This is a genomic window from Streptomyces sp. LX-29, from assembly GCF_029541745.1.
In the GTDB taxonomy this organism is placed as follows: Bacteria; Actinomycetota; Actinomycetes; order Streptomycetales; family Streptomycetaceae; genus Streptomyces.
On the sequence record NZ_CP089746.1, the window covers coordinates 5,234,650 to 5,260,023 of the forward strand.

Below are 25,374 nucleotides of genomic sequence, written 5' to 3' on the forward strand. Positions count from 1 at the left end.
GAGTACCAAGATGACAACCCCCAACGAAAAGCTCGTTGAAGCGCTGCGGGCCTCGCTCAAGGAGACCGACCGGCTGCGCCGGCAGAACCAGCAGCTGACCGACGCGTCCCGGGAGCCCATCGCCATCGTCGGCATGAGCTGCCGGTACCCCGGCGGCGTGCGCTCGCCCGAGGACCTGTGGCAGCTGGTCGACCGCGGCGGTGACGCCATCTCCGGCTTCCCGGAGGACCGCGGCTGGGACATCGAGTCCCTGTACGACCCGGATCCGGACCGCGAGGGCACCTTCTACGCCCGCGGCGGCGGCTTCCTCTACGAGGCCGCCCAGTTCGACCCCGGCTTCTTCGGGATCTCGCCGCGTGAGGCGCTGGCCATGGACCCGCAGCAGCGGCTGCTGCTGGAGACGTCCTGGGAGGCGTTCGAGCGCGCCGGCATCGACCCGGCCGCCGTCCGCGGCTCCCGCACCGGCGTGTTCGTCGGCGCCTCCGCCCAGGCGTACGGAGCGGGCGAGTACGACCTGCCGGACGGCGTCGAGGGCCACCTGCTCACCGGCACCGCCTCCAGCGTGGTCTCCGGCCGACTCTCCTACGCCTTCGGCCTGGAGGGCCCGGCGGCCACCATCGACACCGCCTGCTCCTCCTCGTCCGTCGCGCTGCACCTGGCCGTCCAGGCGCTGCGCAACGGCGAGTGCTCGCTGGCGCTGGCGGCCGGCGTGACCGTGCTGGCCTCCCCGGACGTCTTCGTGGAGTTCAGCCGGCAGCGCGGCCTGTCCGCCGACGGCCGCTGCAAGTCCTTCGCCGCCTCCGCCGACGGCACCGGCTGGTCCGAGGGCGTCGGCGTGCTGCTCGTCGAGCGGCTCTCCGACGCCCGCCGCAACGGCCACCAGGTGCTCGCGATCATCCGTGGCTCCGCCGTCAACCAGGACGGCGCCAGCAACGGCCTGACCGCGCCCAACGGGCCCGCGCAGCAGCGCGTCATCCGGCAGGCCCTGGAGAACGCCCGGCTCACCACCGCCGACATCGACGCCGTCGAGGCGCACGGCACCGGCACCACCCTCGGCGACCCCATCGAGGCGCAGGCGCTGCTGGCCACCTACGGCCAGGAGCGCCCCGAGGGGCAGCCGCTGTGGCTGGGCTCGCTGAAGTCCAACATCGGCCACACGCAGAACGCCGCCGGTGTCGCCGGCATCATCAAGATGGTCATGGCGATGCGCCACGGCGTGCTGCCCAAGACGCTGCACGTGGACGAGCCGACCCCGCACGTCGACTGGTCCGCGGGCGAGGTCTCGCTGCTGACCGAGTCGGTGGAGTGGCCGGAGACCGGCCGCCCGCGCCGCTTCGGCGTCTCCTCCTTCGGCGTGTCCGGTACCAACGCGCACACCATCATCGAGCAGGCCCCCGCCGAGGAGGCCGTCGAGAGCGCCGCCGAGCCGGGCGCGGTCCCGCCGCTGCTGCCGGTGGTGCTGTCCGCCCGTACCGGTGAGGCCCTGCGGGCGCAGGCCGAGCGGCTGAGCACCCACCTGGCGGCCGCGCCGGGCGCCGGACTGGTGGACCTCGGCCACGCCCTGGCCACGCACCGCGCGGCCTTCGAGGAGCGCGCCGCGCTGGTCGTCGCCGACCGGGACGCCCTGCTGACCGGCCTGGCGGCCCTGGCGCTGGGGGCACCTCCCAGCGGCCGCGCTGGGGGAGAGTCGGCCGCGGGCCTGGTCACCGGCTCGGTGGCCGGCGGCAAGACGGCGTTCCTGTTCACCGGCCAGGGCAGCCAGCGGCCGGGCATGGGCCGTGAGCTGTACGACGCCTACCCGGCGTTCGCGGAGGCGCTGGACGCCGTCTGCGCCGCGCTCGGCCCGCACCTGGAGCGGCCGCTGAAGACCGTGCTGTTCGGCGAGGACGCCGAGCTGCTCGACCAGACCGGCTACACGCAGCCCGCGCTCTTCGCCCTTGAGGTGGCGCTGTACCGGCTGCTGGAGGGTTGGGGCGTCAAGGCCGACGTGCTGTCCGGCCACTCCATCGGCGAACTGGCCGCCGCGCACGTCGCGGGTGTGCTGTCGCTGGACGACGCGGCGAAGCTGGTGGCCGCGCGCGGCCGGCTGATGCAGGCCCTGCCGACCGGTGGCGCGATGATCGCGGTGCAGGCGTCGGAGGACGAGGTCCTCCCGCTGCTCACCGACGGTGTCAGCATCGCCGCGCTGAACGGCCCCACGTCCGTGGTGATCGCGGGCGACGAGGACGCGGCGCTGGAGATCGCGAGCGGCTTCGAGGCGCAGGGTCGTAAGACCAGGCGGCTCACCGTCTCGCACGCCTTCCACTCGCCGCGCATGGACGCGATGCTGGCGGACTTCCGCGCGGTGGCCGAGGGGCTGTCGTACGCGGCTCCGCGCATCCCGATCGTCTCCAGCCTCACCGGCGCGCCGGTCTCCGCCGAGGAGATCACCACCGCCGACTTCTGGGTCCGCCACGTCCGTGAGGCCGTGCGCTTCCTCGACGCCATACGCACCCTCGAGGGCCTGAACGTCACCACCTTCGTGGAGCTGGGCCCCGACGGCGTCCTCTCGGCCATGGGCCAGGAGTGCGTCACCGGCACCGAGGCCGACTTCGTGCCCGTGCTCCGCAAGGGCCGCCCGGAGGCGGAGGCGCTGACCACCGGCCTCGCCCGGGCGCAGGTCCGCGGCGTGCCGGTGGACTGGGCCGCGTTCTACGCGGGCACCGGCGCGCGCCGCGTCGAACCCGCCACCCTCCCCACGTACCCCTTCCAGCACCAGCGGTTCTGGCTGGAGCCGGGCGCCACCACCGGCGACGCCACCGCCGTCGGCCTGGAGTCGGCGGACCACCCGCTGCTGGGCGCCGCGGTGCCGCTGGCGATGAGCGACGGCTTCCTGTTCACCGGGCGGCTCGGCCTCGACAGCCACCCGTGGCTGGCCGACCACGCCGTGCTCGGCTCCGCCGTGCTGCCCGGCGCCGCCCTCGTCGAGCTGGCGATCCGCGCCGGCGACCAGACCGGCTGCGAGCACCTCGCCGCACTCGTCCTGGAGACCCCGCTGGTGCTGCCCGCCCGTGGCGGGGTGCGGATCCAGGTCGAGGTCGGCGCGCGGGACACCGCCGGGCGCCGCCCGTTCACCGTCTCCTCGCGCGCCGAGGACGCCGCCGCCGACACCGCGTGGACCCGGCACGCCACCGGCGCCCTGACCGACGCCCGCCCGGCGACGGCCCCCGCCGAGCTGACCGCCTGGCCGCCGCCCGGCGCCGAGCCGATCGACGTCGACGGCCTCTACGACGCGCTGGCCGAGGCCGGGCTGCGGCACGGGCCGCTCTTCCAGGGCCTCACCGCCGCCTGGCACGACGGCGAGGAGCTGTACGCCGAGGTGCGGCTGGCCGAGGACGCCGCCCCGGCCGCCGTCGCCTTCGCCGTCCACCCGACGCTGCTCGACGCCGCCCTGCACGCCCTGCACGGCCGCGCTGGAGCCCGGCTGACCGCCGCCTGGCAGGGCGTCACCCTGCACGCGGTCGGCGCCGACACGCTGCGCGTCCGGATCTCGCCCGCCGGCGAGGACACCGTGGCGCTGGCGCTCGCCGACGCCACCGGCCAGCCGGTCGCCACCGTCGACGCGCTGACCCTCCGCCCGCTGCAGGAGAGCGGCGCCGACCTCGACGCCGCCCGCGTCTCCGCCCACCAGCAGGCCCTGTTCCGGCTGGACTGGGTGGCACCGCAGGCCGCCACGGCCGAGCCGGGCGCCGCCGGACGCCGCGCGATCCTCGGCGCCGACGCCTTCGGACTGGGCCCGGCGGGCGTCGCCGACGCCTCCTTCCCGGACCTCGCCGCCCTCGCGGCGGCCGTCGACGCGGGAGAGACCCCGGCGCCCCAGCTGGTCCTGGCCGCCTTCCCCGCCGGCGAGGACGGCGACGACGTCGCCGCCGCCACCCACCGGGCCGCGCTCCGCGCCCTGGAGCTGGTGCGGGAGTGGCTGGCCGACGCCCGCCTCACCGACGCCAAGCTGGCCCTCGTCACCCGCGGCGCCATCGCCGCCGGCCCCGACGAGGACGTCACCGACCTGGCGCGCTCCGCCCTGTGGGGTCTGCTGCGTTCAGCCGAGACCGAGAACCCGGACCGCTTCGTCCTCGTCGACCTCGACGGCACCGACGCCTCCGCGGCCGCCCTGCACGACGCGCTCGCCACCGGCGAACCGGAGCTGGCGCTGCGCGCCGGCGAGACCCTGGTGCCGCGCCTGGCCCGCACCACCGCGGCCGACCTCCAGGGCCCGGACACCCCCGTGCCCGCCCTGGACACCGAGGGCACCGTCCTCATCACCGGCGGCACCGGCAGCCTGGGCCGTCTGGTCGCCCGCCACCTGATCACCGAGCACGGCGTCCGCCACCTGCTGCTCACCAGCCGCCGCGGCCCCGAGGCACCGGGCGCGACCGAGCTGCGCGCCGAACTCGCCGCGCTGGGCGCCGAGGTGACCATCGCCGGCTGCGACGCCGCCGACCGCGAGGCGCTCGCCGCCACGCTGGCCGCCGTCCCCGCCGCCCACCCGCTCACCGCCGTCGTGCACACCGCCGGTGTGCTGGACGACGCCACCCTGCCCGGCCTGACGCCCGAGCAGCTGGACCGCGTGCTGCGCCCCAAGGTGGACGCCGCGTGGAACCTGCACCAGCTCACCCGCGAGCTGGACCTGTCCGCGTTCGTGCTGTTCTCCGCCATCGCCGGCACCCTCGGCGGCGCCGGCCAGGCCAACTACGCCGCGGGCAACGTCTTCCTCGACGCGCTCGCCGGCCACCGGCACGCCCAGGGCCTGCCCGCCACCTCGCTGATCTGGGGCCTGTGGGCCGAGGCCAGCGGCATCACCGGCGGACTGACCGAGACCGACCTGCTGCGGCTGGCCCGCAGCGGCATGGGCGCCCTCACCAACGACGAGGGCATGGCGCTCTTCGACGCCGCCCGCCGCACCGGCCGGGCCGTGCTGGTCCCGGCCCGCCTGGACCTGGCCGCGCTGCGCTCCGCGCACGGCACCGGCCCGGTCCCGGCGCTGCTGCGCGGCCTGATCCGCGGCACCGGCCGGCGCACCGCCGCCGCCGGGCTCGCCGCCGGTTCCTCCCTGGCCGAGCGGCTGCTCGCACTGCCCCCGGCCGAGCGCCGGCGCACCCTGCTCGACCTGGTCCGCACCCAGGTGGCCGCGGTCCTCGGACACGCCACCCCGGACGCCGCCCCGCCGCGCCGGGCCTTCAAGGAGCTGGGCTTCGACTCGCTGATCGCCGTCGAGCTCCGCAACCGACTCTCCGCCGCCACCGGGCTGAAGCTGCCCACCACCATCGTCTTCGACTACCCCAACTCCGCCCTCCTCGCCGACCATCTGCGAGGCGAGCTCCTCGGCGATCTCGTCGAAGAGGGTGCCGAGGGCGCCGAGCTGGCCGGCTCGGGCGACGCCGCGACCACCGCCGCGCTCGCCGACGACCCCATCGCCATCGTCGCGATGAGCTGCCGCTACCCCGGCGACGTCAGCTCCCCCGAGGAGCTGTGGCGGCTGGTCACCGGCGACGAGGACGCCATCACCGGCTTCCCGGTCAACCGCGGCTGGGAGGCCATGGAGTGGGCCTCCGAGGGCGAGACGGGCGACTACGCCCGCGCCGGCGGCTTCCTGCACCAGGCCGATCTCTTCGACGCGGCCTTCTTCGGCATCTCGCCGCGTGAGGCGCTCGCCATGGACCCGCAGCAGCGACTGCTGCTGGAGACCTCCTGGGAGGCGTTCGAGCGCGCCGGGATCGACCCGGACGCCGTGCGCGGCCGCAGCGTCGGCGTCTTCGTCGGAGCCTCCTACAGCGCCTACGAGGTGGGCCTGGAGCAGGCCGGCGCCGAGGTCGCCGGCCATGTGATGACCGGCAACGCCGGCAGCGTCATCTCCGGCCGCATCGCCTACGCCCTCGGCCTGGAGGGCCCGGCCGTCACCGTCGACACCGCCTGCTCCTCCTCCCTGGTCGCCCTGCACTGGGCCATCCAGGCGCTGCGCCAGGGCGAGTGCTCCATGGCGCTCGCCGGCGGCGTCACCGTCATGACCACCCCCGGCACCTTCACCGAGTTCAGCCGCCAGCGGGGGCTGGCCTCCGACGGCCGCGTCAAGGCCTTCGCGGCGGCCGCCGACGGCACCGGCTGGGGCGAGGGCGTCGGCATGCTGCTCGTGGAGCGGCTGTCGGACGCCCGGAAGCACGGCCACCCGGTGCTCGCCGTCGTGCGCGGCTCCGCCGTCAACCAGGACGGCGCCAGCAACGGCCTGACCGCCCCCAACGGCCCCGCGCAGCAGCGTGTCATCCGCAAGGCGCTCTCCAGCGCCGGGCTGACCACCGCCGAGGTCGACGTGGTGGAGGCGCACGGCACCGGCACGACGCTGGGCGACCCGATCGAGGCCCAGGCCCTGCTGGCCACCTACGGCCAGAACCGGGACGGCGACCAACCGCTCTACCTGGGCTCCATCAAGTCCAACATCGGCCACTCGCAGGCCGCCGCGGGCGTCGCCGGCATCATCAAGATGGTCCAGGCGATAACGCACGGCGTGCTGCCGCGGACCCTGCACGTCGACGCGCCCACCCCGCACGTCGACTGGTCGGCCGGGGCGGTCGAGCTGCTGACCGAGGCCGTCGACTGGCCGGAGACCGGCCGCCCGCGCCGCGCCGCCGTCTCCTCCTTCGGCATCAGCGGCACCAACGCCCACACCATCATCGAGCAGGCGCCGGCCGCCGACCCGGCGCAGCCCGCCTCCGCCGCCACGCGGCTCCCGCTGCTGCCCGTCACCGTGTCGGCCAAGAGCCCGGACGCGCTGCGCGCCCAGGCCGAGCGGCTGCACGCCCACCTGACGGCCCACCCGCAGCTGGAGCCGGTCGACGTCGCCCACTCGCTGGCCACCGGCCGCGCCGCGCTCCACCACCGCGCGGTGCTCGCCGCCGACGGCCGCGACGCCCTGCTGACCGGCCTGGAGGCACTGGCCGCCGGCCACCCCGCCCCCGGGCTCACCGAGGGCACCGTGGCCGAGGGCGAGACCGCGTTCCTCTTCACCGGTCAGGGCAGCCAGCGGCTGGACATGGGCCGTGAGCTGTACGCGGCCTACCCGGTGTTCGCGGAGGCGCTGGACGCGGTCTGCGACGAGTTGGACCGGCACCTGGAGCGGCCGCTGAAGACGGTGGTCTTCGGGGACAACGCCGAACTGCTGGACCAGACCGGCTACACCCAGCCCGCGCTGTTCGCCGTCGAGGTGGCGCTCTTCCGCCTCGTCGAAGCCTGGGGCATCACGGCCGACTACCTCTCCGGTCACTCGATCGGCGAGCTGGCGGCCGCCCATGTGGCGGGCGTTCTCTCGCTGTCCGACGCGGCGAAGCTGGTGGCGGCGCGTGGCCGTCTGATGCAGGCGCTGCCGGTCGGTGGCGCGATGATCGCTGTCCAGGCGTCGGAGGACGAGGTCCTTCCGCTGCTGAACGAGCGCGTGAGCATCGCGGCGCTCAACGGCCCCACCTCCGTGGTGATCGCAGGCGACGAGGACGCGGCTGTCACGATCGCCGGGACCTTCGAGCAGCAGGGTCGTAAGACCAAGCGCCTCACCGTTTCCCACGCCTTCCACTCGCCCCGTATGGACGCGATGTTGGAGGACTTCCGCGCGGTGGCGGAGACGCTGTCGTACGAGAGCCCGCGGATCGCGATCGTCTCGGGTCTGACCGGTGCGCTGGTCTCCGCCGAGGAGATCACCAGCCCGGACTTCTGGGTCCGTCACGTCCGCGAGGCCGTGCGCTTCCTGGACGCCGTCCGGACTCTGGAGGCGCAGGGCGTCACCACCTTCATCGAGCTGGGCCCCGACGGGGTGCTCACCGCGATGGCGCAGGAGTGCGTCACCGGCGAGGGCGCGGCCTTCGTGCCGGTGCTGCGCAAGGGCCGTGCCGAGGCCGAGGCGCTCACCGCGGCCGTGGCGCGGGCGCACGTCCGCGGCGTGACGGTGGACTGGGCGGGCCTCTTCGCCCGTACCGGCGCCGCGCGCGTCGACCTGCCGACCTACGCCTTCCAGCGCCGCCGTTACTGGCCGGACGCGCCGGTGCGGGCCCTCGCGGCCCCGGCCGGGGTCGACGGCTGGCGCTACCAGGTGTCCTGGAAGCCGCTGTCGCTGAGCTCCACGGCCCGGCCCACCGGCGTGTGGCTGATCGCCGCGCCCGAGGGCGAGGCGGAGTGGACCGCCGGCGCCGTCCGTACGCTCACCGAGCGCGGCGCCGAGGCGCGACTGGTCGAGCTGGGCGCGGCGGACGGCCGCGCCGGTTACGCCGAGCGGCTCCGCGACGCGGCCGCCGGCGCCGAGGTGGCCGGTGTGCTCTCGCTGCTGGCGCTCGCCGAGGACGGCGGGCTGCTGGCCACGGCCGCGCTCACCCAGGCGCTGGGCGACGCGGGTGTGGACGCCCCGCTGTGGGTGGCCACCCGCGGCGCGGTGTCCACCGGCCGCACCGACGCCCCGGTGGACCCGGTCCGGGCGCAGGTCTGGGGCCTGGGTCGGATCGCCGCCCTGGAGCACCCGGAGCGCTGGGGCGGACTCATCGACCTCCCCGCCCTGCCGGAGACGGCGGACGACCGCGCGTTGACCCGACTGGCCGCGGTGCTCGCCGGCGCCGGCGACGAGGACCAGCTCGCGGTCCGCTCCGCCGGCGTCTTCGGCCGGCGGCTCGTCCGGGCCGCCGCCGCACCGGTCGCCGAGGCCGACGCCTGGCGCCCGCGCGGCTCCGTGCTGGTCACCGGCGGCACCGGCGCGCTGGGCGCCCAGGTCGCCCGCTGGCTCGTGGAGAACGGCGCCGAGCACCTCGTGCTGACCAGCCGTCGCGGCCTGGACGCGCCGGGCGCGGCCGAGCTGCGCGACGAACTCGCGGCCTCCGGGGCCCGGGTCACCGTCGCCGCCTGCGACGTGGCCGACCGGGACGCGCTGGCCGAGCTCATCGCCTCCCTCCCGGCCGAACTGCCGCTGACCGCCGTGCTGCACGCCGCCGGTGTGCTGGACGACGGTGTGCTGGACGCGCTCACTCCGGAGCGGTTCGCGGGCGTCCTGCGGGCCAAGGCGGAGGCCGCGGCCAACCTGGACGAGCTGACGCGTGAGCTGGACCTGTCCGCGTTCGTGCTCTTCTCCTCCATCTCCGGGACGCTGGGCGCCGCCGGTCAGGCCAACTACGGCGCCGCCAACGCCTTCCTGGACGCCCTCGCCGAGCGGCGACGGGCGGAGGGCCTGCCGGCGACGTCGATCGCCTGGGGTCCGTGGGCCGAGGGCGGCATGGCCGCCGACGAGGCCCTGGAGCAGCGCATGCGCCGCGCCGGCCTGCCGCCGATGGACGCCGGTCTCGCGATCAGCGCCCTCCAGCGGGCCCTGGACCTGGACGACGCCGTGCTGGCCGTCGCCGATGTGGACTGGGAGCGGTTCGGTCCCGGCTTCGCCGCCGTACGGCCCAGCCCGCTGCTGTCCGACCTGGCCGAGGTGCGCCAGGCGGCGGCCCGTGCCGCCACCGTCGCCGACCAGCCCGGCCAGGTCGCCGAGCCGGCCTCCTCGCTCGGCCGCCGGCTGCTTGAGCTCGGCGAGTCCGAGCGCGGCACCTTCCTGCTGGACCTGGTCCGCGGCCATGTCGCCGAGGTGCTGGGCCACGCCCACGTCGAGGACGTGGCGGCCGACCGCGCGTTCCGCGAGATCGGCTTCGACTCGCTGACCGCCGTCGAGCTGCGCAACGGCCTCAACGCCGTCACCGGCCTGCGGCTGCCCGCCACCCTCATCTACGACTACCCGACCCCGAACGCCCTCGCCGACCACCTCCTCGCCGAACTCCTCGGCGAGCAGGCCGCGATCACCGGTCCGGTGGTGACGGCCGTGGCCGACGACGACCCGATCGCGATCGTCGCCATGAGCTGCCGCTTCCCCGGTGGCGTGCACACCCCCGAGCAGCTGTGGCAGCTGCTCTCCTCCGGCACGGACGTCATCTCGGGCATGCCCACCGACCGCGGCTGGGACCTGGAGGCGCTCTACAACCCGGACCCGGACGCCGAGGGCACCTCGTACGCCCGGGAAGGCGGCTTCCTGCACGACGTCGCCGACTTCGACCCGACCTTCTTCGGCATCTCGCCCCGCGAGGCCCTCGCCATGGACCCGCAGCAGCGGCTGCTGCTGGAGACCTCGTGGGAGGCGTTCGAGCGGGCCGGGATCGACCCGGCGACGCTGCGCGGCAGCCACGCCGGTGTGTTCGTCGGCACCAACGGCCAGGACTACCTGTCGCTGCTGCTGGGCGGCTCCGAGGGCCTTGAGGGCCACATGGGCACGGGCAACGCGGCCAGCGTGATCTCCGGCCGGCTCTCCTACACCTTCGGCCTCGAAGGCCCCGCGGTCACCATCGACACGGCCTGCTCGTCCTCGCTGGTCGCCCTGCACTCCGCCATCCAGGCGCTGCGCAACGGCGAGTGCTCGCTGGCGCTGGCCGGCGGTGTGACCGTGATGTCCACCCCGGGTGTCTTCATCGACTTCAGCCGGCAGCGCGGGCTCGCGGCCGACGGCCGCATCAAGGCGTTCGCGGCCGGCGCCGACGGCACCGGCTGGGGCGAGGGTGTCGGCATGCTGCTCGTGGAGCGGCTGTCCGACGCGCGTAAGAACGGTCACCCCGTGCTCGCCATCGTGCGGGGCACCGCGGTCAACCAGGACGGCGCCAGCAACGGACTCACCGCCCCCAACGGCCCCTCGCAGCAGCGCGTCATCCGCCAGGCCCTCGCGACGGCCGGGCTCACGGCCACCGAGGTCGACGCGGTCGAGGCGCACGGCACCGGCACCAAGCTCGGCGACCCGATCGAGGCGCAGGCGCTGCTGGCCACCTACGGCCAGGACCGGCCGGAGGACCAGCCGCTGTACCTGGGCTCCATCAAGTCCAACATCGGTCACACGCAGGCCGCCGCGGGCGTCGCGGGCGTGATCAAGATGGTGCTGGCGATGCGCCACGGCGTGCTGCCGCGGACCCTGCACGTGGACGAGCCCACCCCGCACGTCGACTGGACGGCGGGCGACATCGCCCTGCTGACCGAGTCGGTGGAGTGGCCGGAGACCGGCCGTCCGCGTCGCGCGGGCATCTCCTCCTTCGGCTTCAGCGGCACCAACGCCCACGCCATCGTGGAGCAGGCGCCTGCCGAGGAGCAGCCGGAGCTGACCGCTCCGGCGCGCGGCGAGGCCCCGGCCCTGCTGCCGGTGGTTCTGTCCGCCCGCACCGGTGAGGGCCTGCGCGCCCAGGCCGAGCGGCTGCGCGCGCACCTGACCGAGGAGCCGGACACGGCGCTGGTGGACCTCGGCTACACCCTGACCGCGCACCGCGCCCGCTTCGAGGAGCGGGCCACGCTCCTCGCCGGGGACCGGGACGCCCTCGCGGCGGGCCTGGCGGCCCTGGCACGGGGCGAGTCGGCCACGGGACTGGTCACCGGCTCGGCGAGCGCCGACAAGACCGCGTTCCTCTTCACGGGTCAGGGCAGCCAGCGGCTGGGCATGGGTCGCGAGCTGTACGCGGCGTACCCGGTGTTCGCGGAGGCGCTGGACGCGGTCTGCGACGAGTTGGACCGGCACCTGGAGCGTCCGCTGAAGACGGTGGTCTTCGGGGACGACGCCGAACTGCTGGACCAGACCGGTTACACCCAGCCGGCGCTCTTCGCGGTCGAGGTGGCGCTCTTCCGCCTGGTCGAAGCCTGGGGTGTGAAGGCGGACTTCCTCTCCGGTCACTCGATCGGCGAGCTGGCGGCCGCCCATGTCGCCGGTGTGCTGTCCCTGGAGGACGCCTGCACGCTGGTGGCCGCGCGCGGCCGGCTGATGCAGGCGCTGCCGACCGGTGGCGCGATGATCGCTGTCCAGGCGTCGGAGGACGAGGTCCTGCCGCTGCTCACCGAGGGTGTCAGCATCGCGGCCCTCAACGGCCCCACCTCCGTGGTGATCGCGGGTGACGAGGACGCGGCGCTTGCGATCGCGGCGGGCTTCGAGGCGCAGGGTTGTAAGACCAAGCGCCTCACGGTGTCGCATGCCTTCCACTCGCCCCGTATGGACGCGATGTTGGAGGACTTCCGCGCGGTCGCGGAGACCCTCTCGTACGAGGCTCCCCGTGTCCCGATCGTCTCGGGTCTGACCGGTGCGCTGGTCTCCGCCGAGGAGATCACCACGGCCGACTTCTGGGTCCGCCACGTCCGCGAGGCCGTGCGCTTCCTGGACGCGGTGCGCACCCTGGAGGCTCAGGGCGTCGCCACCTTCGTGGAGTTGGGCCCCGACGGGGTGCTGACCGCCATGGCGCAGGAGTGCGTCGTGGACGCCGGCGCGGTGGCGTGCGCCGCCGTGCTGCGCAAGGGCCGCGACGAGGCGGAGACGCTGCTCGGCGCGCTGGCGCGGGCGCACGTCCGCGGCGCGAAGGTGGACTGGGCGGCGTACTACGCGGGCACCGGCGCCTCTCGGGTTGAGCTGCCGACCTACGCCTTCCAGCGCGAGCGCTACTGGCCGAAGGTCTCGGCGCTGTACCTCGGCGACGTCGCCGCGGTGGGTCTCGGCCAGGCCGGGCACCCGCTGCTCGGGGCGAGCGCCGAACTGCCGGGCGCCGACGGGATCCTGTTCACCAGCCGCCTGGCGCTGTCGACGCACCCCTGGCTGGCGGACCACACCATCATGGACACGGTCCTGCTGCCGGGCACCGCGTTCGTCGAGCTGGCGATCCGCGCCGGCGACCAGGTCGGCTGCGAGCACCTCGAAGAGCTGACGCTGGAGGCGCCGCTGGTCCTGCCCGAGCAGGGCGGCGTCCAACTGCGGCTGTGGGTCGGCGCGGCCGACGCCTCGGGCCGCCGCCCGCTGGCCTTCCACTCCCGGCTGGAGAACCTCCCGGCCGAGGAGGCGTGGACCCGGCACGCCAGCGGTGTCCTCGCGGCCGCCGCGGACCGCGCGGAGCCGGCGTTCGAGCTGAGCGCCTGGCCGCCGGCCGGGGCGGCCGAGATCGAGGTCGGGGACCGCTACGCGCACCTGCGGGACGTCGGCTTCGCCTACGGCCCCGCCTTCCAGGGCCTGCGCAGGGCCTGGCGGCGCGACGGCGAGATCTTCGCCGAGGTGCTGGTGCCGGAGGACGCCCAGGCGGCGGACTTCGGGCTGCACCCGGCGCTGCTGGACTCGGCGCTGCACGCACTGGGCCTCGGCGGCCTGGGCGGCACCGAGACCCAGGGCCGACTGCCGTTCGCCTGGGCCGGGGTGTCGCTGCTCGCCAGCGGCGCCTCCAGCCTGCGCGTCCGGATGGCCGCCACCGGCGGCGACGGCGTGCTGTTGGAGATCGCGGACGCGACCGGCGCGCGGGTCGCCGCGGTCGACTCGCTCGCGCTGCGTCCGGTCACGGCCGAGCAGCTGCGCAGCGCCCGCACGACCTACCACGAGTCCCTCTTCCACCTGGAGTGGGTCGAGCCGGCGGCCGTGGCCGCCGCGACCGCCGCGGACCGCTGGGCGGTCCTCGGCTCGGCCGCCCTCGTCGGCGCGGACGTCCCGGCGTACGCCGCTTACGCGGACCTCGTCGCGGCGATCGACGCGGGCGTCCCGGCGCCGGAGTTCGTCCTCGTCTCGCCGTCCGCCGACGCGGCCGGCGTGGACGCGGCGGCCGCCGCCCACCGGGCCGGCGCCGAGGCGCTCGCCCTGGTGCGGGCGTGGCTGGCCGAGGAGCGCTTCGCCGACTCCCGCCTCGTCGTGCTGACCTCGGGGGCCGCGGCCACCGAGGCCGGCGCGCCGGTGACCGACCTGGCGGGCGCGACCGTACGGGGCCTGCTGCGCTCGGCGCAGTCGGAGAACCCGGACCGCGTCCTCCTGGTCGACCTCGACGGGCACGCCGACTCGCTCGCCGCGCTGCCCGCCGCACTGACCGCCGGTGAGCCGGAGCTCGCCATCCGGGAAGGCGCCCTCAAGGCGCCGCGACTGGCCCGCGCGGCCTCGGCGGACGACGCCGACGCCACCGTCTGGAACCCGGACGGCACGGTGTTGGTGACGGGTGCCAGCGGCTCGCTGGGCGGCCTGTTCGCCCGGCACCTGGTGGCCGAGCACGGGGTGCGGAGTCTGCTGCTGGTGAGCCGGCGGGGCGCCGAGGCGCCCGGCGCGGCCGAACTCGCCGCGGAGCTGGCGGAGTCCGGTGCGTCGGTGACGTGGGCGGCCTGTGATGTGGCCGATCGGGAGGCGTTGGCCGCCGTCATCGCGACGGTTCCGGTGGAGCGTCCGCTGTCCGGTGTGGTGCACACGGCCGGTGTGTTGGACGACGGCACGATCGGTTCGCTGACTGCCGAGCGGCTTGCGCACGTCTTCCGTCCGAAGGTGGACGCGGCCTGGAACCTGCATGAGCTGACGCGGGATCTGGATCTGTCGGCCTTCGTGGTGTTCTCCTCGGCCGCCGGCGTCTTCGGCGGGGCGGGTCAGGGCAACTACGCGGCGGCCAACGCCTTCCTGGACGCCCTCGCCCAGCACCGCCGGGCGAACGGCCTGCCCGCCACTTCCCTCGCCTGGGGCCTCTGGGCCGGCGGCGGCATGGGCGACACCCTGGACGAGGCCGACATCACCCGGATGCGGCGCGCCGGAGTGCCCCCGCTGTCCGTCGCGGACGGGCTGCGGCTCTTCGACGCCGCCCTCACCACGGGCGACGCGACGCTGGTCCCGATGCGGCTGGACCTCGCGGCCCTGCGCACGCAGGCCGCGAACGGCCCGGTCTCCGCGCTGCTGCGCGGCCTGGTCCGCGTCCCGGCGCGCCGCGCGGTGGACGCCGTCGCGGCGGGCGCGGGCGAGTCCGGCCTCGTCCAGCGGCTCACCGGGCTGAGCCCGGCCGAGCAGGAGCGGACCCTCCTGGACCTGGTCCGTACGCAGGTGGCGACCGTGCTCGGCTACGCCGGGGCGGAGACCATCGGCTCCGGTCGGGCGTTCAAGGAGCTCGGCTTCGACTCGCTGACCGCGGTCGAGCTGCGCAACCAGCTGAACGCGGTGACGGGGCTGCGGCTCCCGGCGACGCTGATCTTCGACTACCCGGACCCGACCGTCCTCGCCCGCCATCTGCGGACCGAGCTCGTCGGTGACGAGGTCGTGACCGCGGCCCCGGAGACCACCGTCATGGTGGCCGACGACGAGCCGATCGCCATCGTCGGCATGAGCTGCCGCTTCCCGGGCGGCATCACCAGCCCCGAGGAGCTGTGGCAGCTCGTCCTGGGCTCGGTGGACGCGATCTCCGGCTTCCCGGCCGACCGCGGCTGGGACCTGGACGGGCTGCACGGCGACACCCCCGGGGCGTCCGGCACCAGCTCCACCATCGAGGGCGGTTTCCTGCACGAGGCTGCCGAGTTCGACCCGGCGTTCTTCGGGATCAACCCGCGTGAGGCCCTCGCGATGGACCCGCAGCAGCGGCTGCTGCTGGAGACCTCGTGGGAGGCGTTCGAGCGGGCGGGCATCGACCCGACCTCGGTGCGCGGCAGCAGGACCGGCGTCTTCGCCGGCGTCATGTACCACGACTACCTGACGCGGCTCACGGCCGTGCCGGAGGACCTGGAGGGCTACCTCGGCACCGGCGCCGCGGGCAGCGTCGCCTCCGGCCGGGTGTCGTACACCTTCGGCCTGGAGGGCCCGGCGGTCACCATCGACACGGCGTGCTCGTCGTCGCTGGTGGCGCTGCACCTGGCGGCGCAGGCGCTGCGCAACGGCGAGTGCTCGATGGCGCTGGCCGGCGGTGTGACCGTGATGGCCACCCCGGACACGTTCATCGACTTCAGCCGTCAGCAGGGCCTGTCGACCGACGGCCGCTGCAAGTCCTTCGCCGCGGCGGCGGACGGCACCGGCTGGTCCGAGGGCGCGGGCATGCTGCTCGTGGAGCGCCTGTCGGACGCGCGGAGGAACGGCCACCCGGTCCTCGCCGTCGTGCGGGGCACCGCGGTCAACCAGGACGGCGCCAGCAACGGTCTGACGGCGCCGAACGGCCCGTCGCAGCAGCGCGTGATCCGCGCGGCGCTCGCCAACGCGGGCGTCTCGGCGGCCGAGGTCGACGTGGTCGAGGCGCACGGCACCGGCACCACGCTGGGTGACCCGATCGAGGCGCAGGCGCTGCTGGCCACCTACGGCCAGGAGCGGCCGGAGGGGCAGCCGCTGTGGCTGGGCTCCTTCAAGTCGAACGTGGGCCACACCCAGGCCGCGGCCGGCGTCGGCGGCATCATCAAGATGGTCATGGCGATGCGCCACGGCGTGCTGCCCAAGACCCTGCACGTCGACGAGCCCACCCCGCACGTGGACTGGGCGGCCGGCGACATCGAGCTGCTGACCGAGGCCCAGGAGTGGCCGGAGACCGGCCGTCCGCGCCGCGCGGGCGTCTCCTCCTTCGGCGTGAGCGGCACCAACGCCCACACCATCCTCGAGCAGGCGCCCGAGGAGGCCCCCGCCCGGCCCGCCGCCCCGGCGGCGGAGCTCCCGGCGGTCCCGTGGGTGCTGTCGGGCAGGTCCGAGGCCGCGCTGCGCGGCCAGGCCGAGCGGCTCCTCGCCCACTTGGACGCGCACACCGAGCTCGACGCCACCGACGTGGCCCACTCGCTGGCGACCGGCCGGGCGGCGCTGGAGCGGCGCGCGGTCGTCGTCGGCGACGACCGCGTCGGCCTCCGCGCCGGCCTGGACGCCCTGGCGCGCGGCACCACCGCCGCGGGCCTGACCACGGGCACCGCCGCCGAGGGCAAGACGGCGTTCCTGTTCACCGGTCAGGGCAGCCAGCGGCTGGACATGGGCCGTGAGCTCTACGACGCCTACCCGGTCTTCGCGGAGGCGTTCGACGCGGTCTGCGACGAGCTGGACCGGCACCTGGAGCGTCCGCTGAAGACCGTGGTCTTCGGGGACGACGCCGAACTGCTGGACCAGACCGGCTACACCCAGCCCGCGCTGTTCGCCGTCGAGGTGGCCCTGTACCGCCTGGTGGCGGGCTGGGGCCTGCGGCCCGACTTCCTGTCGGGTCACTCGATCGGCGAGCTGGCGGCCGCGCATGTCGCGGGCGTTCTCTCGCTGGCGGACGCCGCCAAGCTGGTGGCGGCGCGTGGTCGTCTGATGCAGGCGCTGCCGACGGGTGGCGCGATGATCGCGGTGCAGGCGTCGGAGGACGAGGTCCTTCCGCTGCTGAACGATCGCGTGAGCATCGCGGCGCTCAACGGCCCCACCTCCGTGGTGATCGCGGGCGACGAGCACGCCGCGGTTGAGATCGCGAGCGGCTTCGAGGCGCAGGGTCGTAAGACCAAGCGGCTCACTGTCTCGCACGCCTTCCACTCGCCCCGTATGAACGCGATGTTGGAGGACTTCCGCGCGGTGGCGGAGACGCTGTCGTACGAGAGCCCTCGTATCCCGATCGTCTCGGGTCTGACCGGTGCGCTGGTCTCCGCCGAGGAGATCACCACGGCCGACTTCTGGGTCCGGCACGTCCGCGAGGCCGTGCGCTTCCTGGACGCCGTCCGGACGCTGGAGGCGCAGGGCGTCACCACCTTCGTGGAGCTGGGCCCCGACGGCGTGCTCACCGCGATGGCGCAGGAGTGCGTCACCGGCGAGGGCGCGGCGTTCGTGGCCGCGCTGCGGAAGGGCCGTGCCGAGGCCGAGTCGGTGACCGGCGCGCTGGCCGCGCTGCACGTCCGGGGCGTCGTCCTGGACTGGGCGGCGTTCTTCGCCGGCACCGGCGCGGCGCGGGTCGACCTGCCGACGTACGCCTTCCAGCGGCAGCGCTACTGGGTCGAGTCCCCCGAGGGGCCGGCCCAGGGCGGCGCGCTGACCGCGGACGCGGTGGACGCGCGGTTCTGGGAGGCCGTGGAGCGCGAGGACCTGGAGGCCCTCGCGGGCACGCTGCGCTCCGAGAGCGCCGACGAGCTGTCCTCGCTCGGCGCCGTCCTGCCGATGCTGTCCTCGTGGCGGCGTCAGCAGACCGAGCTGTCGACCGTCGACGCCTGGCGCTACCAGGCGACCTGGAAGCCGGTGACCCTCCGCTCCGAGGGCGCGCCGAGCGGTCGCTGGCTGGTCGTCACCGCCGCGGAGCAGGCCGACGCGGCCTGGGCCGAGGGCGTCGTACGGATGCTGGCGGCGCGCGGCGCCGAGGCCCGGCTGATCGAGCTGGGTGCCGAGGGCGACCGCGGGTCGGTGGCCGAGCGGCTGCGCGCGGAGGCCGGTGACGGCGCGGTGGCGGGCGTGTTCTCGCTGCTGGCCGTCGCGGGTGACACCGGGCTGCTCCGTACGCTCGCGCTGACGCAGGCGCTGGGTGACGCGGGCGTGGACGCGCCGCTGTGGGTGGCCACGCGTGGTGCGGTGTCCGTCGGCCGGTCCGACGCCTCGGTGGACCCGGTGCAGGCGCGGATCTGGGGCCTTGGCCGGGTGGCGGCGCTGGAGCTGCCGGAGCGCTGGGGCGGACTCATCGATCTCCCGGCCCTGCCGGAGACGCCGGACGAGCGGGCGCTGTCCCGGCTCGCCGGGGTGCTCTCCGGCCGTGACGGCGAGGACCAGGTGGCGGTCCGCTCGTCCGGTGTCTTCGGGCGCCGGCTGACCCGGGGCGCGGCCCCGGCGAAGGCCGGGCGCGCCTGGCGGCCCGGGACCGGCACGGTGCTGGTCACCGGCGGCACGGGTGCGCTGGGCGGCCATGTGGCGCGCTGGCTGGTGGGCCAGGGTGCCGATCACCTGGTGCTGACCAGCCGTCGGGGCCTGGAGGCCCCGGGCGCGGCCGAGCTCCGCGAGGAACTCGTCGCGCTGGGCGCCCGGGTCACCGTCGCCGCGTGCGACGTGGCCGACCGTGCGGCGCTCGCCGCGCTGATCGCCTCGCTCCCCGAGGAACTGCCGCTCACCGCCGTGGTGCACGCGGCCGGTGTGCTGGACGACGGCGTGTTGGACGCGCTCACCCCGGAGCGGTTCGCGGGCGTCCTGCGGGCCAAGGCGGAGGCCGCGGCCAACCTGGACGAGCTGACCCGGGACCTGGAGCTGTCCGCGTTCGTGCTCTTCTCCTCGATCGCCGGTTCCATGGGCGCCGCGGGGCAGGGCAACTACGCCGCCGCGAACGCCTTCCTGGACGCGCTGGCCGAGCGTCGGCGTGCCGAGGGGCTGCCGGCGACGTCGGTGGCCTGGGGCCCGTGGGCCGAGGGCGGCATGGCCGCCGACGAGGCCCTGGAGCAGCGCATGCGCCGCGCCGGCGTCCCGCCGATGGCGGCGGAGCTGGCGATCGCCGCGCTCCAGCGGGCGCTGGACCTGGACGAGACCGCGGTGACCATCGCGGACGTCGACTGGGCACGGCTCGCGCCGGGCTTCACCGCCGTACGGCCCAGCGCCCTGCTGCGGGAGCTGCCCGAGGCGCGCGCCGCGCTGGAGGCCGAGGCGGCCCAGGCGTCCGGCGCGGGCGCGGCCGCCGAGGACGAGTCCTCGCTGGCCCAGCGGCTGGCCGGGCTGTCCGCGGCCGAGGCCGAGCGGGCGCTGCTGGACCTGGTGCGCTCCGCGGTGGCGGACGTGCTGGGCCACGCCGACGCCGAGGCGATCGAGGCCGGCCGGGCCTTCCGGGAGCTGGGCTTCGACTCGCTGACCGCGGTCGAGCTGCGCAACCGGCTCAACTCGGTGACCGGACTGCGGCTGCCGCCCACCCTGGTCTACGACTACCCGTCGTCGGCGGCGCTCGCCGACCACCTCAGGACCGAGGTCCTGGGCGAGGAGAGCGCGGTCGTCGCCGGCCCCGCCGCCCCCGTGGCGGCCGTGGCCGACGACCCGATCGCGATCGTCGGCATGAGCTGCCGCTTCCCCGGCGGTGTGCGCACCCCCGAGGAGCTGTGGCGGCTGCTGGCCTCCGGCCGGGACGCCGTCACCGGCTTCCCCGCCGACCGCGGCTGGGACCTCGACGGGCTGTACGACCCGGAGTCCGACGGCGAGAACACCAGCTACGTCCGTGAGGGCGGCTTCCTGACCGACGCCGGCGCCTTCGACGCGGCGTTCTTCGGGATCTCGCCGCGCGAGGCCGTCGCGATGGACCCGCAGCAGCGGCTGCTGCTGGAGACCTCGTGGGAGGCGTTCGAGCGGGCCGGCATCGACCCGGCGACCCTGCGCGGCCAGCAGGTCGGCGTCTTCGCCGGCACCAACGGCCAGGACTACATGTCGCTGGTGCTCAACTCGTCCGACGGCGGCGACGGCTTCATGGGCACGGGCAACGCGGCCAGCGTGATGTCCGGCCGGGTCTCGTACGCCCTGGGCCTGGAGGGCCCGGCGGTGACCGTCGACACGGCCTGCTCGTCCTCGCTGGTGGCGCTGCACTGGGCGATCCAGGCGCTGCGCAACGGCGAGTGCTCGCTGGCGCTGGCGGGCGGCGTGACCGTGATGTCCACGCCGGGCTCGTTCGTCGAGTTCAGCAAGCAGCGCGGGCTCGCCACGGACGGCCGGATCAAGGCGTTCGCGGCCGGCGCCGACGGCACCGGCTGGGGCGAGGGCGTGGGCATGCTGCTCGTGGAGCGGCTCTCCGACGCCCGGCGCAACGGCCACCCGGTGCTCGCGATCGTGCGCGGCAGCGCCGTCAACCAGGACGGCGCCAGCAACGGTCTGACGGCGCCGAACGGCCCGTCGCAGCAGCGGGTGATCCGCCAGGCGCTCGCCAGCGCCGGGCTGACGACCGCGGACGTGGACGCGGTGGAGGCGCACGGCACCGGCACCACGCTGGGCGACCCGATCGAGGCGCAGGCGCTGCTGGCCACCTACGGCCAGGAGCGGGCCGCGGACCGGCCGCTGTACCTGGGCTCCATCAAGTCCAACATCGGTCACACGCAGGCCGCGGCGGGCGTCGCGGGTGTGATGAAGATGGTGCTGGCGCTTCAGCACGGCGTGCTGCCGCAGACGCTGCACGTGGACGAGCCGACCCCGCACGTCGACTGGTCGGCGGGCGAGATCGCGCTGCTGACGGAGTCGGTGGAGTGGCCGGAGACCGGCCGCCCGCGCCGGGCCGCCGTCTCCGCGTTCGGCATCAGCGGCACCAACGCGCACACCCTCCTGGAGCAGGCGCCGACGGAGGCGCCGGCGGAGACCGCCGCCACCGCTCCGGTGGCGGAGCTCCCGGTGCTGCCGTGGGTGCTGTCGGGCAAGTCCGAGGCCGCGCTGCGCGGCCAGGCCGAGCGGCTGCGGGCGCACCTCGCCGAGCGGCCCGAGGCGGACGCGGTGGACGTGGCGTACTCGCTGGCCACCACCCGCGGCGCCCTGGACCACCGGGCCGTGCTGGCCGCCGAGGACCGGGACGGGCTGCTGCGCGGCCTGACCGCCCTCGCTCGCGGCGAGGCGGCCGAGGCGGCGGTGCCCGGCCTGACCCGGGGTTCGGCCACGACCGGCAAGGCGGCGTTCCTGTTCACGGGTCAGGGCAGCCAGCGGCTGGGTATGGGCCGTGAGCTGTACGACGCGTACCCGGTGTTCGCGGACGCGCTGGACGCGGTCTGCGCGCACCTGGACGGGCATCTGGAGCGTCCGCTGAAGGACGTGGTCTTCGGCGACGACGCCGAGCTGCTGCACCAGACCGGCTTCACCCAGCCCGCGCTGTTCGCGGTCGAGGTGGCGCTGTTCCGTCTGGTCGAGGCGTGGGGTGTGAAGGCGGACTTCCTCTCCGGTCACTCGATCGGCGAGCTGGCCGCCGCGCATGTCGCGGGTGTGCTGTCCCTGGAGGACGCCTGCACCCTGGTGGCCGCCCGCGGTCGCCTGATGCAGGAACTCCCGGCGGGCGGCGCGATGATCGCCGTCCAGGCGTCCGAGGAGGAGGTGCTGCCGCTGCTCACCGAGGGCGTCAGCGTCGCCGCCCTCAACGGCCCCACCTCCGTGGTCGTCGCGGGTGACGAGGACGCGGCTCTGCGGATCGCCGCGAGCTTCGAGCAGCAGGGTCGTAAGACCAAGCGCCTGACCGTCTCGCACGCCTTCCACTCGCCGCGCATGGACGCGATGCTGGCGGACTTCCGCGCGGTGGCCGAGGGGCTGACGTACGAGGCTCCGCGTATCCCGATCGTGTCGAACCTGACCGGTGCCCTGGCCTCCGCCGAGGAGATCACCAGCCCGGACTTCTGGGTCCGGCACGTCCGGGAGGCGGTCCGCTTCCTCGACGGCGTCCGCGCCCTGGAGGAGCTCGGCGCCACCACCTTCGTGGAGCTGGGCCCGGACGGGGTGCTCACCGCCATGGCGCAGGACTGCCTGGCGGAGCCCGACCGCGCCGAGCTCGTGCCGGCGCTGCGCAAGGGCCGGGCGGAGGCGCAGGCGGCGACCGACGCGCTGGCGCGGCTGTTCGTCCGGGGCGCGGCCCCGGACTGGGAGGCGTTCTTCGCCGGTACGGGCGCGCGCCGCGTGTCCCTGCCGACCTACGCCTTCCAGCGGCACCACTACTGGGCCGACGCCCTGCTCAGCCTTGACGAGTACGCCTCGATGGGGCTCGGCGCCGCCGGTCACCCGCTGCTGGGTGCCGCGGTGGAGCTGCCCGACTCGGACGCGTTCCTCTTCTCCGGCCGGCTGTCGCTGCGCTCGCACGGCTGGCTGGCGGACCACACGGTCGGGGACGTGGCGCTGGTGCCGGGCTCGGCCTTCGTGGAGCTGGCCGTCCGCGCCGGCGACCAGGCCGGCTGCGAGCTGCTGGAGGAGCTGGAGTTGGAGGCGCCGCTGGTGCTTCCGGCCCACGGTGGGGTGCAGCTGCGGGTGTCGGTCGGCGAGCCCGACGACACCGGCCGCCGCACGCTGGCCGTCCACTCCCGCCCGGAGCGCGGCGACCAGCCGTGGACCCGGCACGCCAGCGGCCTGCTGGCCACCGGCGGGCCCGCGGCGGACCCGGCGGGCGCGGCCGAGACGGCCGTCTGGCCGCCGGCCGAGGCGCAGCCGGTGCCGGCCGACGAGGTCTACGCCCGGCTGGCCAGGACCGGTCTGCTGCACGGCCCGGCCTTCCAGGGCCTGGAGCGCGTGTGGCGGCGCGGTGCGGAGCTCTTCGCCGAGGTCCGCGTCGCGGAGGACCGGCAGCCGGAGGCCGCGCGCTTCGCGCTGCACCCGACGCTGCTGGACGCCGCGCTCCAGCCGCTGGCGCTGCTGGCGGCGGACACCGAGGGTGCCGCGCTGGCGGGTTCGTGGCGCGGGGTGAGCGTGCGCGCGGTCGGCGCGGACGCGCTGCGGGTGCGGCTGGCCCCGGCCGCCGACCCGGCCCAGGACGGGGCGGTCTCGGTGGTCGTGGCCGACGCGGCGGGCTCGCTCGTCGCGACCGTCGACGCGCTGGCCACCCGGCCGCTGGACGTGGACCGGATCGCCGGCGCGTCCACGGCCACGGCCGGCCGCCACGAGTCGCTGTTCCGCATTGACTGGACGACGGTGCCGACGGTGCCGGCGCTGCCGGCCTCCCCGGCGGCCCCCGTCGAGCGGTTCGCCGTCGTCGGCGGCGACGAGCTCAAGCTGGGCGTCGCGCTGGAGTCGGCCGGGGCGCGCGCCGAGGCGTACGACGACCTCGCCGCGCTGAACGCGGCCGTCGCGGCGGGAGGCGCCGCCCCGGACACGGTGCTGCTGCCGCTGCTGTCCGAGCCGGGCGACCCGTCCGGCGAGGACCTCGCCGCGGCCGTCCACGCCGCCTCCCACCGCGCCCTGAGCCTGCTTCAGGAGTGGCTGAACGGCGGCCGACCGGGCGCCGCGCGGCTGGTGGTCGTCACCCGCGGCGCGGTCGCCGCGGCCGGCGACACCGCAGTCACGGACCTGGTGAACGCGCCGGTCTGGGGCCTGCTGCGGGCCGCACAGGCGGAGAACCCCGAGCAGTTCCTGCTGCTCGACGTGGACAGCGACGCCTCGTTCGCGGCCATCCCGGGCGCGCTCGCCTCGGGCGAGCCGGAGCTGGCGCTCCGCGCGGGCACGGCGTACGCGCCGCGCCTGGCCCGGGTCGAGACCGCGGCCGGCGTCCCGGCTGCCCTCGACCCCGAGGGCACCGTCCTGATCACCGGGGCCACCGGTGGTCTGGGCCGGCTGCTGGCCAGGCACCTGGTCGCCGAGCACGGCGCCCGTCGCCTGCTGCTCGTCAGCCGGCGCGGTCCGGCCGCCGAGGGCATGGCGGAGCTCACCGCGGAACTGCGCGAGCTGGGCGCCGAGGCCACCGTGGCCGCCTGTGACGCCGCCGACCGGGAGGCGCTGGCCGCCCTGCTGGCGAGCGTCCCGGCGGAGCACCCGCTCACGGCCGTGGTGCACACCGCGGGCGTGCTCGACGACGGCGTCATCGACCTGCTGACGCCGGAGCGGGTGGACCGGGTGCTCGCGCCCAAGGTCGACGCCGCGGTCAACCTGCACGAGCTGACCCGGGAGCTGGACCTGTCCGCCTTCGTGCTCTACTCGGCGGCGGCCGGCACCCTCGGCAGCCCCGGTCAGGGCAGCTACTCGGCGGCCAACGTCTTCCTGGACGCCCTCGCCCGGCACCGTCGGGCCCGCGGCCTGGCCGCCGTGTCCCTGGTGTGGGGCATGTGGGCCGAGGAGCGCGGCATGGCCGGCACGCTCGACGCGGCCGACCTCAGCCGGTCGGCGCGCGGCGGTGTGCTGCCGCTGTCCGGGACGGAGGGCCTGGCCCTGTTCGACGCGGCCCGCGCGGCCGACGAGCCGGTGCTGGTGCCGGTGCGGCTGGACCTGGCCGCCCTGCGCGCCAACGCCGCCGCCGGGGAGCTGCTGCCGCTCTACCGCGGCCTGGTGCGCACCCCCGCCCGCCGCGCCGCGGAGTCCGGGCGTCCCGCCGTGGCCGCCGAGGCGACGGCCGAGACGCTGGCGGCGCAGCTCGCCGGCCTGTCCGAGGCCGAGCAGCAGCGCACCGTGCTGGACCTGGTGCGCCGTCAGGTGGCGGCCGTCCTGGGCTACGCGTCCAAGGACCAGGTCGGCGCCGAGCAGGCGTTCAAGGAGCTCGGCTTCGACTCGCTGACCGCCGTGGAGCTCCGCAACCGCCTCAACGCGGCCAGCGGGCTGCGGCTCTCGGCGACGCTGGTCTACGACTACCCGACCCCGCTGGCGCTGGCGCGCCAGCTGCGGGCCGAGGTGGCGCCGGAGGCCGCGGAGCCCGGGATCTCCGTCCTGGAGGAGCTGGAGCGGCTGGAGAACACCCTGTCCGCCCTGGCGCCGGACGACCTCGCCGCGATGGCCGAGGACGAGGCGGCCCACGACCGGGTCGCGGTGCGCCTGCAGTCCCTGCTGACGAAGTGGAACGACGTTCGGAACGCCGCGGACGACACCGCCGGGGCGAACGCGCTCGAAGAGGCCAGTGACGACGAGCTCTTCGACTTCATCGACAAGAGGTTCGGCACGAGCTGAGAAAAACCTGCCGAGAAAACCAGCCGAGAGATTCGGCTGAGAGTTCCGGCTGAGAAATCCGGCTGAGAAATCCGTGC

At 75.7% G+C, this 25,374-nt stretch carries 1 protein-coding gene; it reads left to right on the forward strand.

What is annotated here, in order from left to right; translation table 11 throughout:
- The first annotated feature begins 10 nt into the window (after positions 1-10).
- Positions 11-25,297: a type I polyketide synthase gene (locus LRS74_RS22460; protein WP_277742697.1), complete on the forward strand. Its 25,287-nt coding sequence runs from the start codon at positions 11-13 to the stop codon at positions 25,295-25,297.
- Positions 25,298-25,374: the final 77 nt, after the last annotated feature.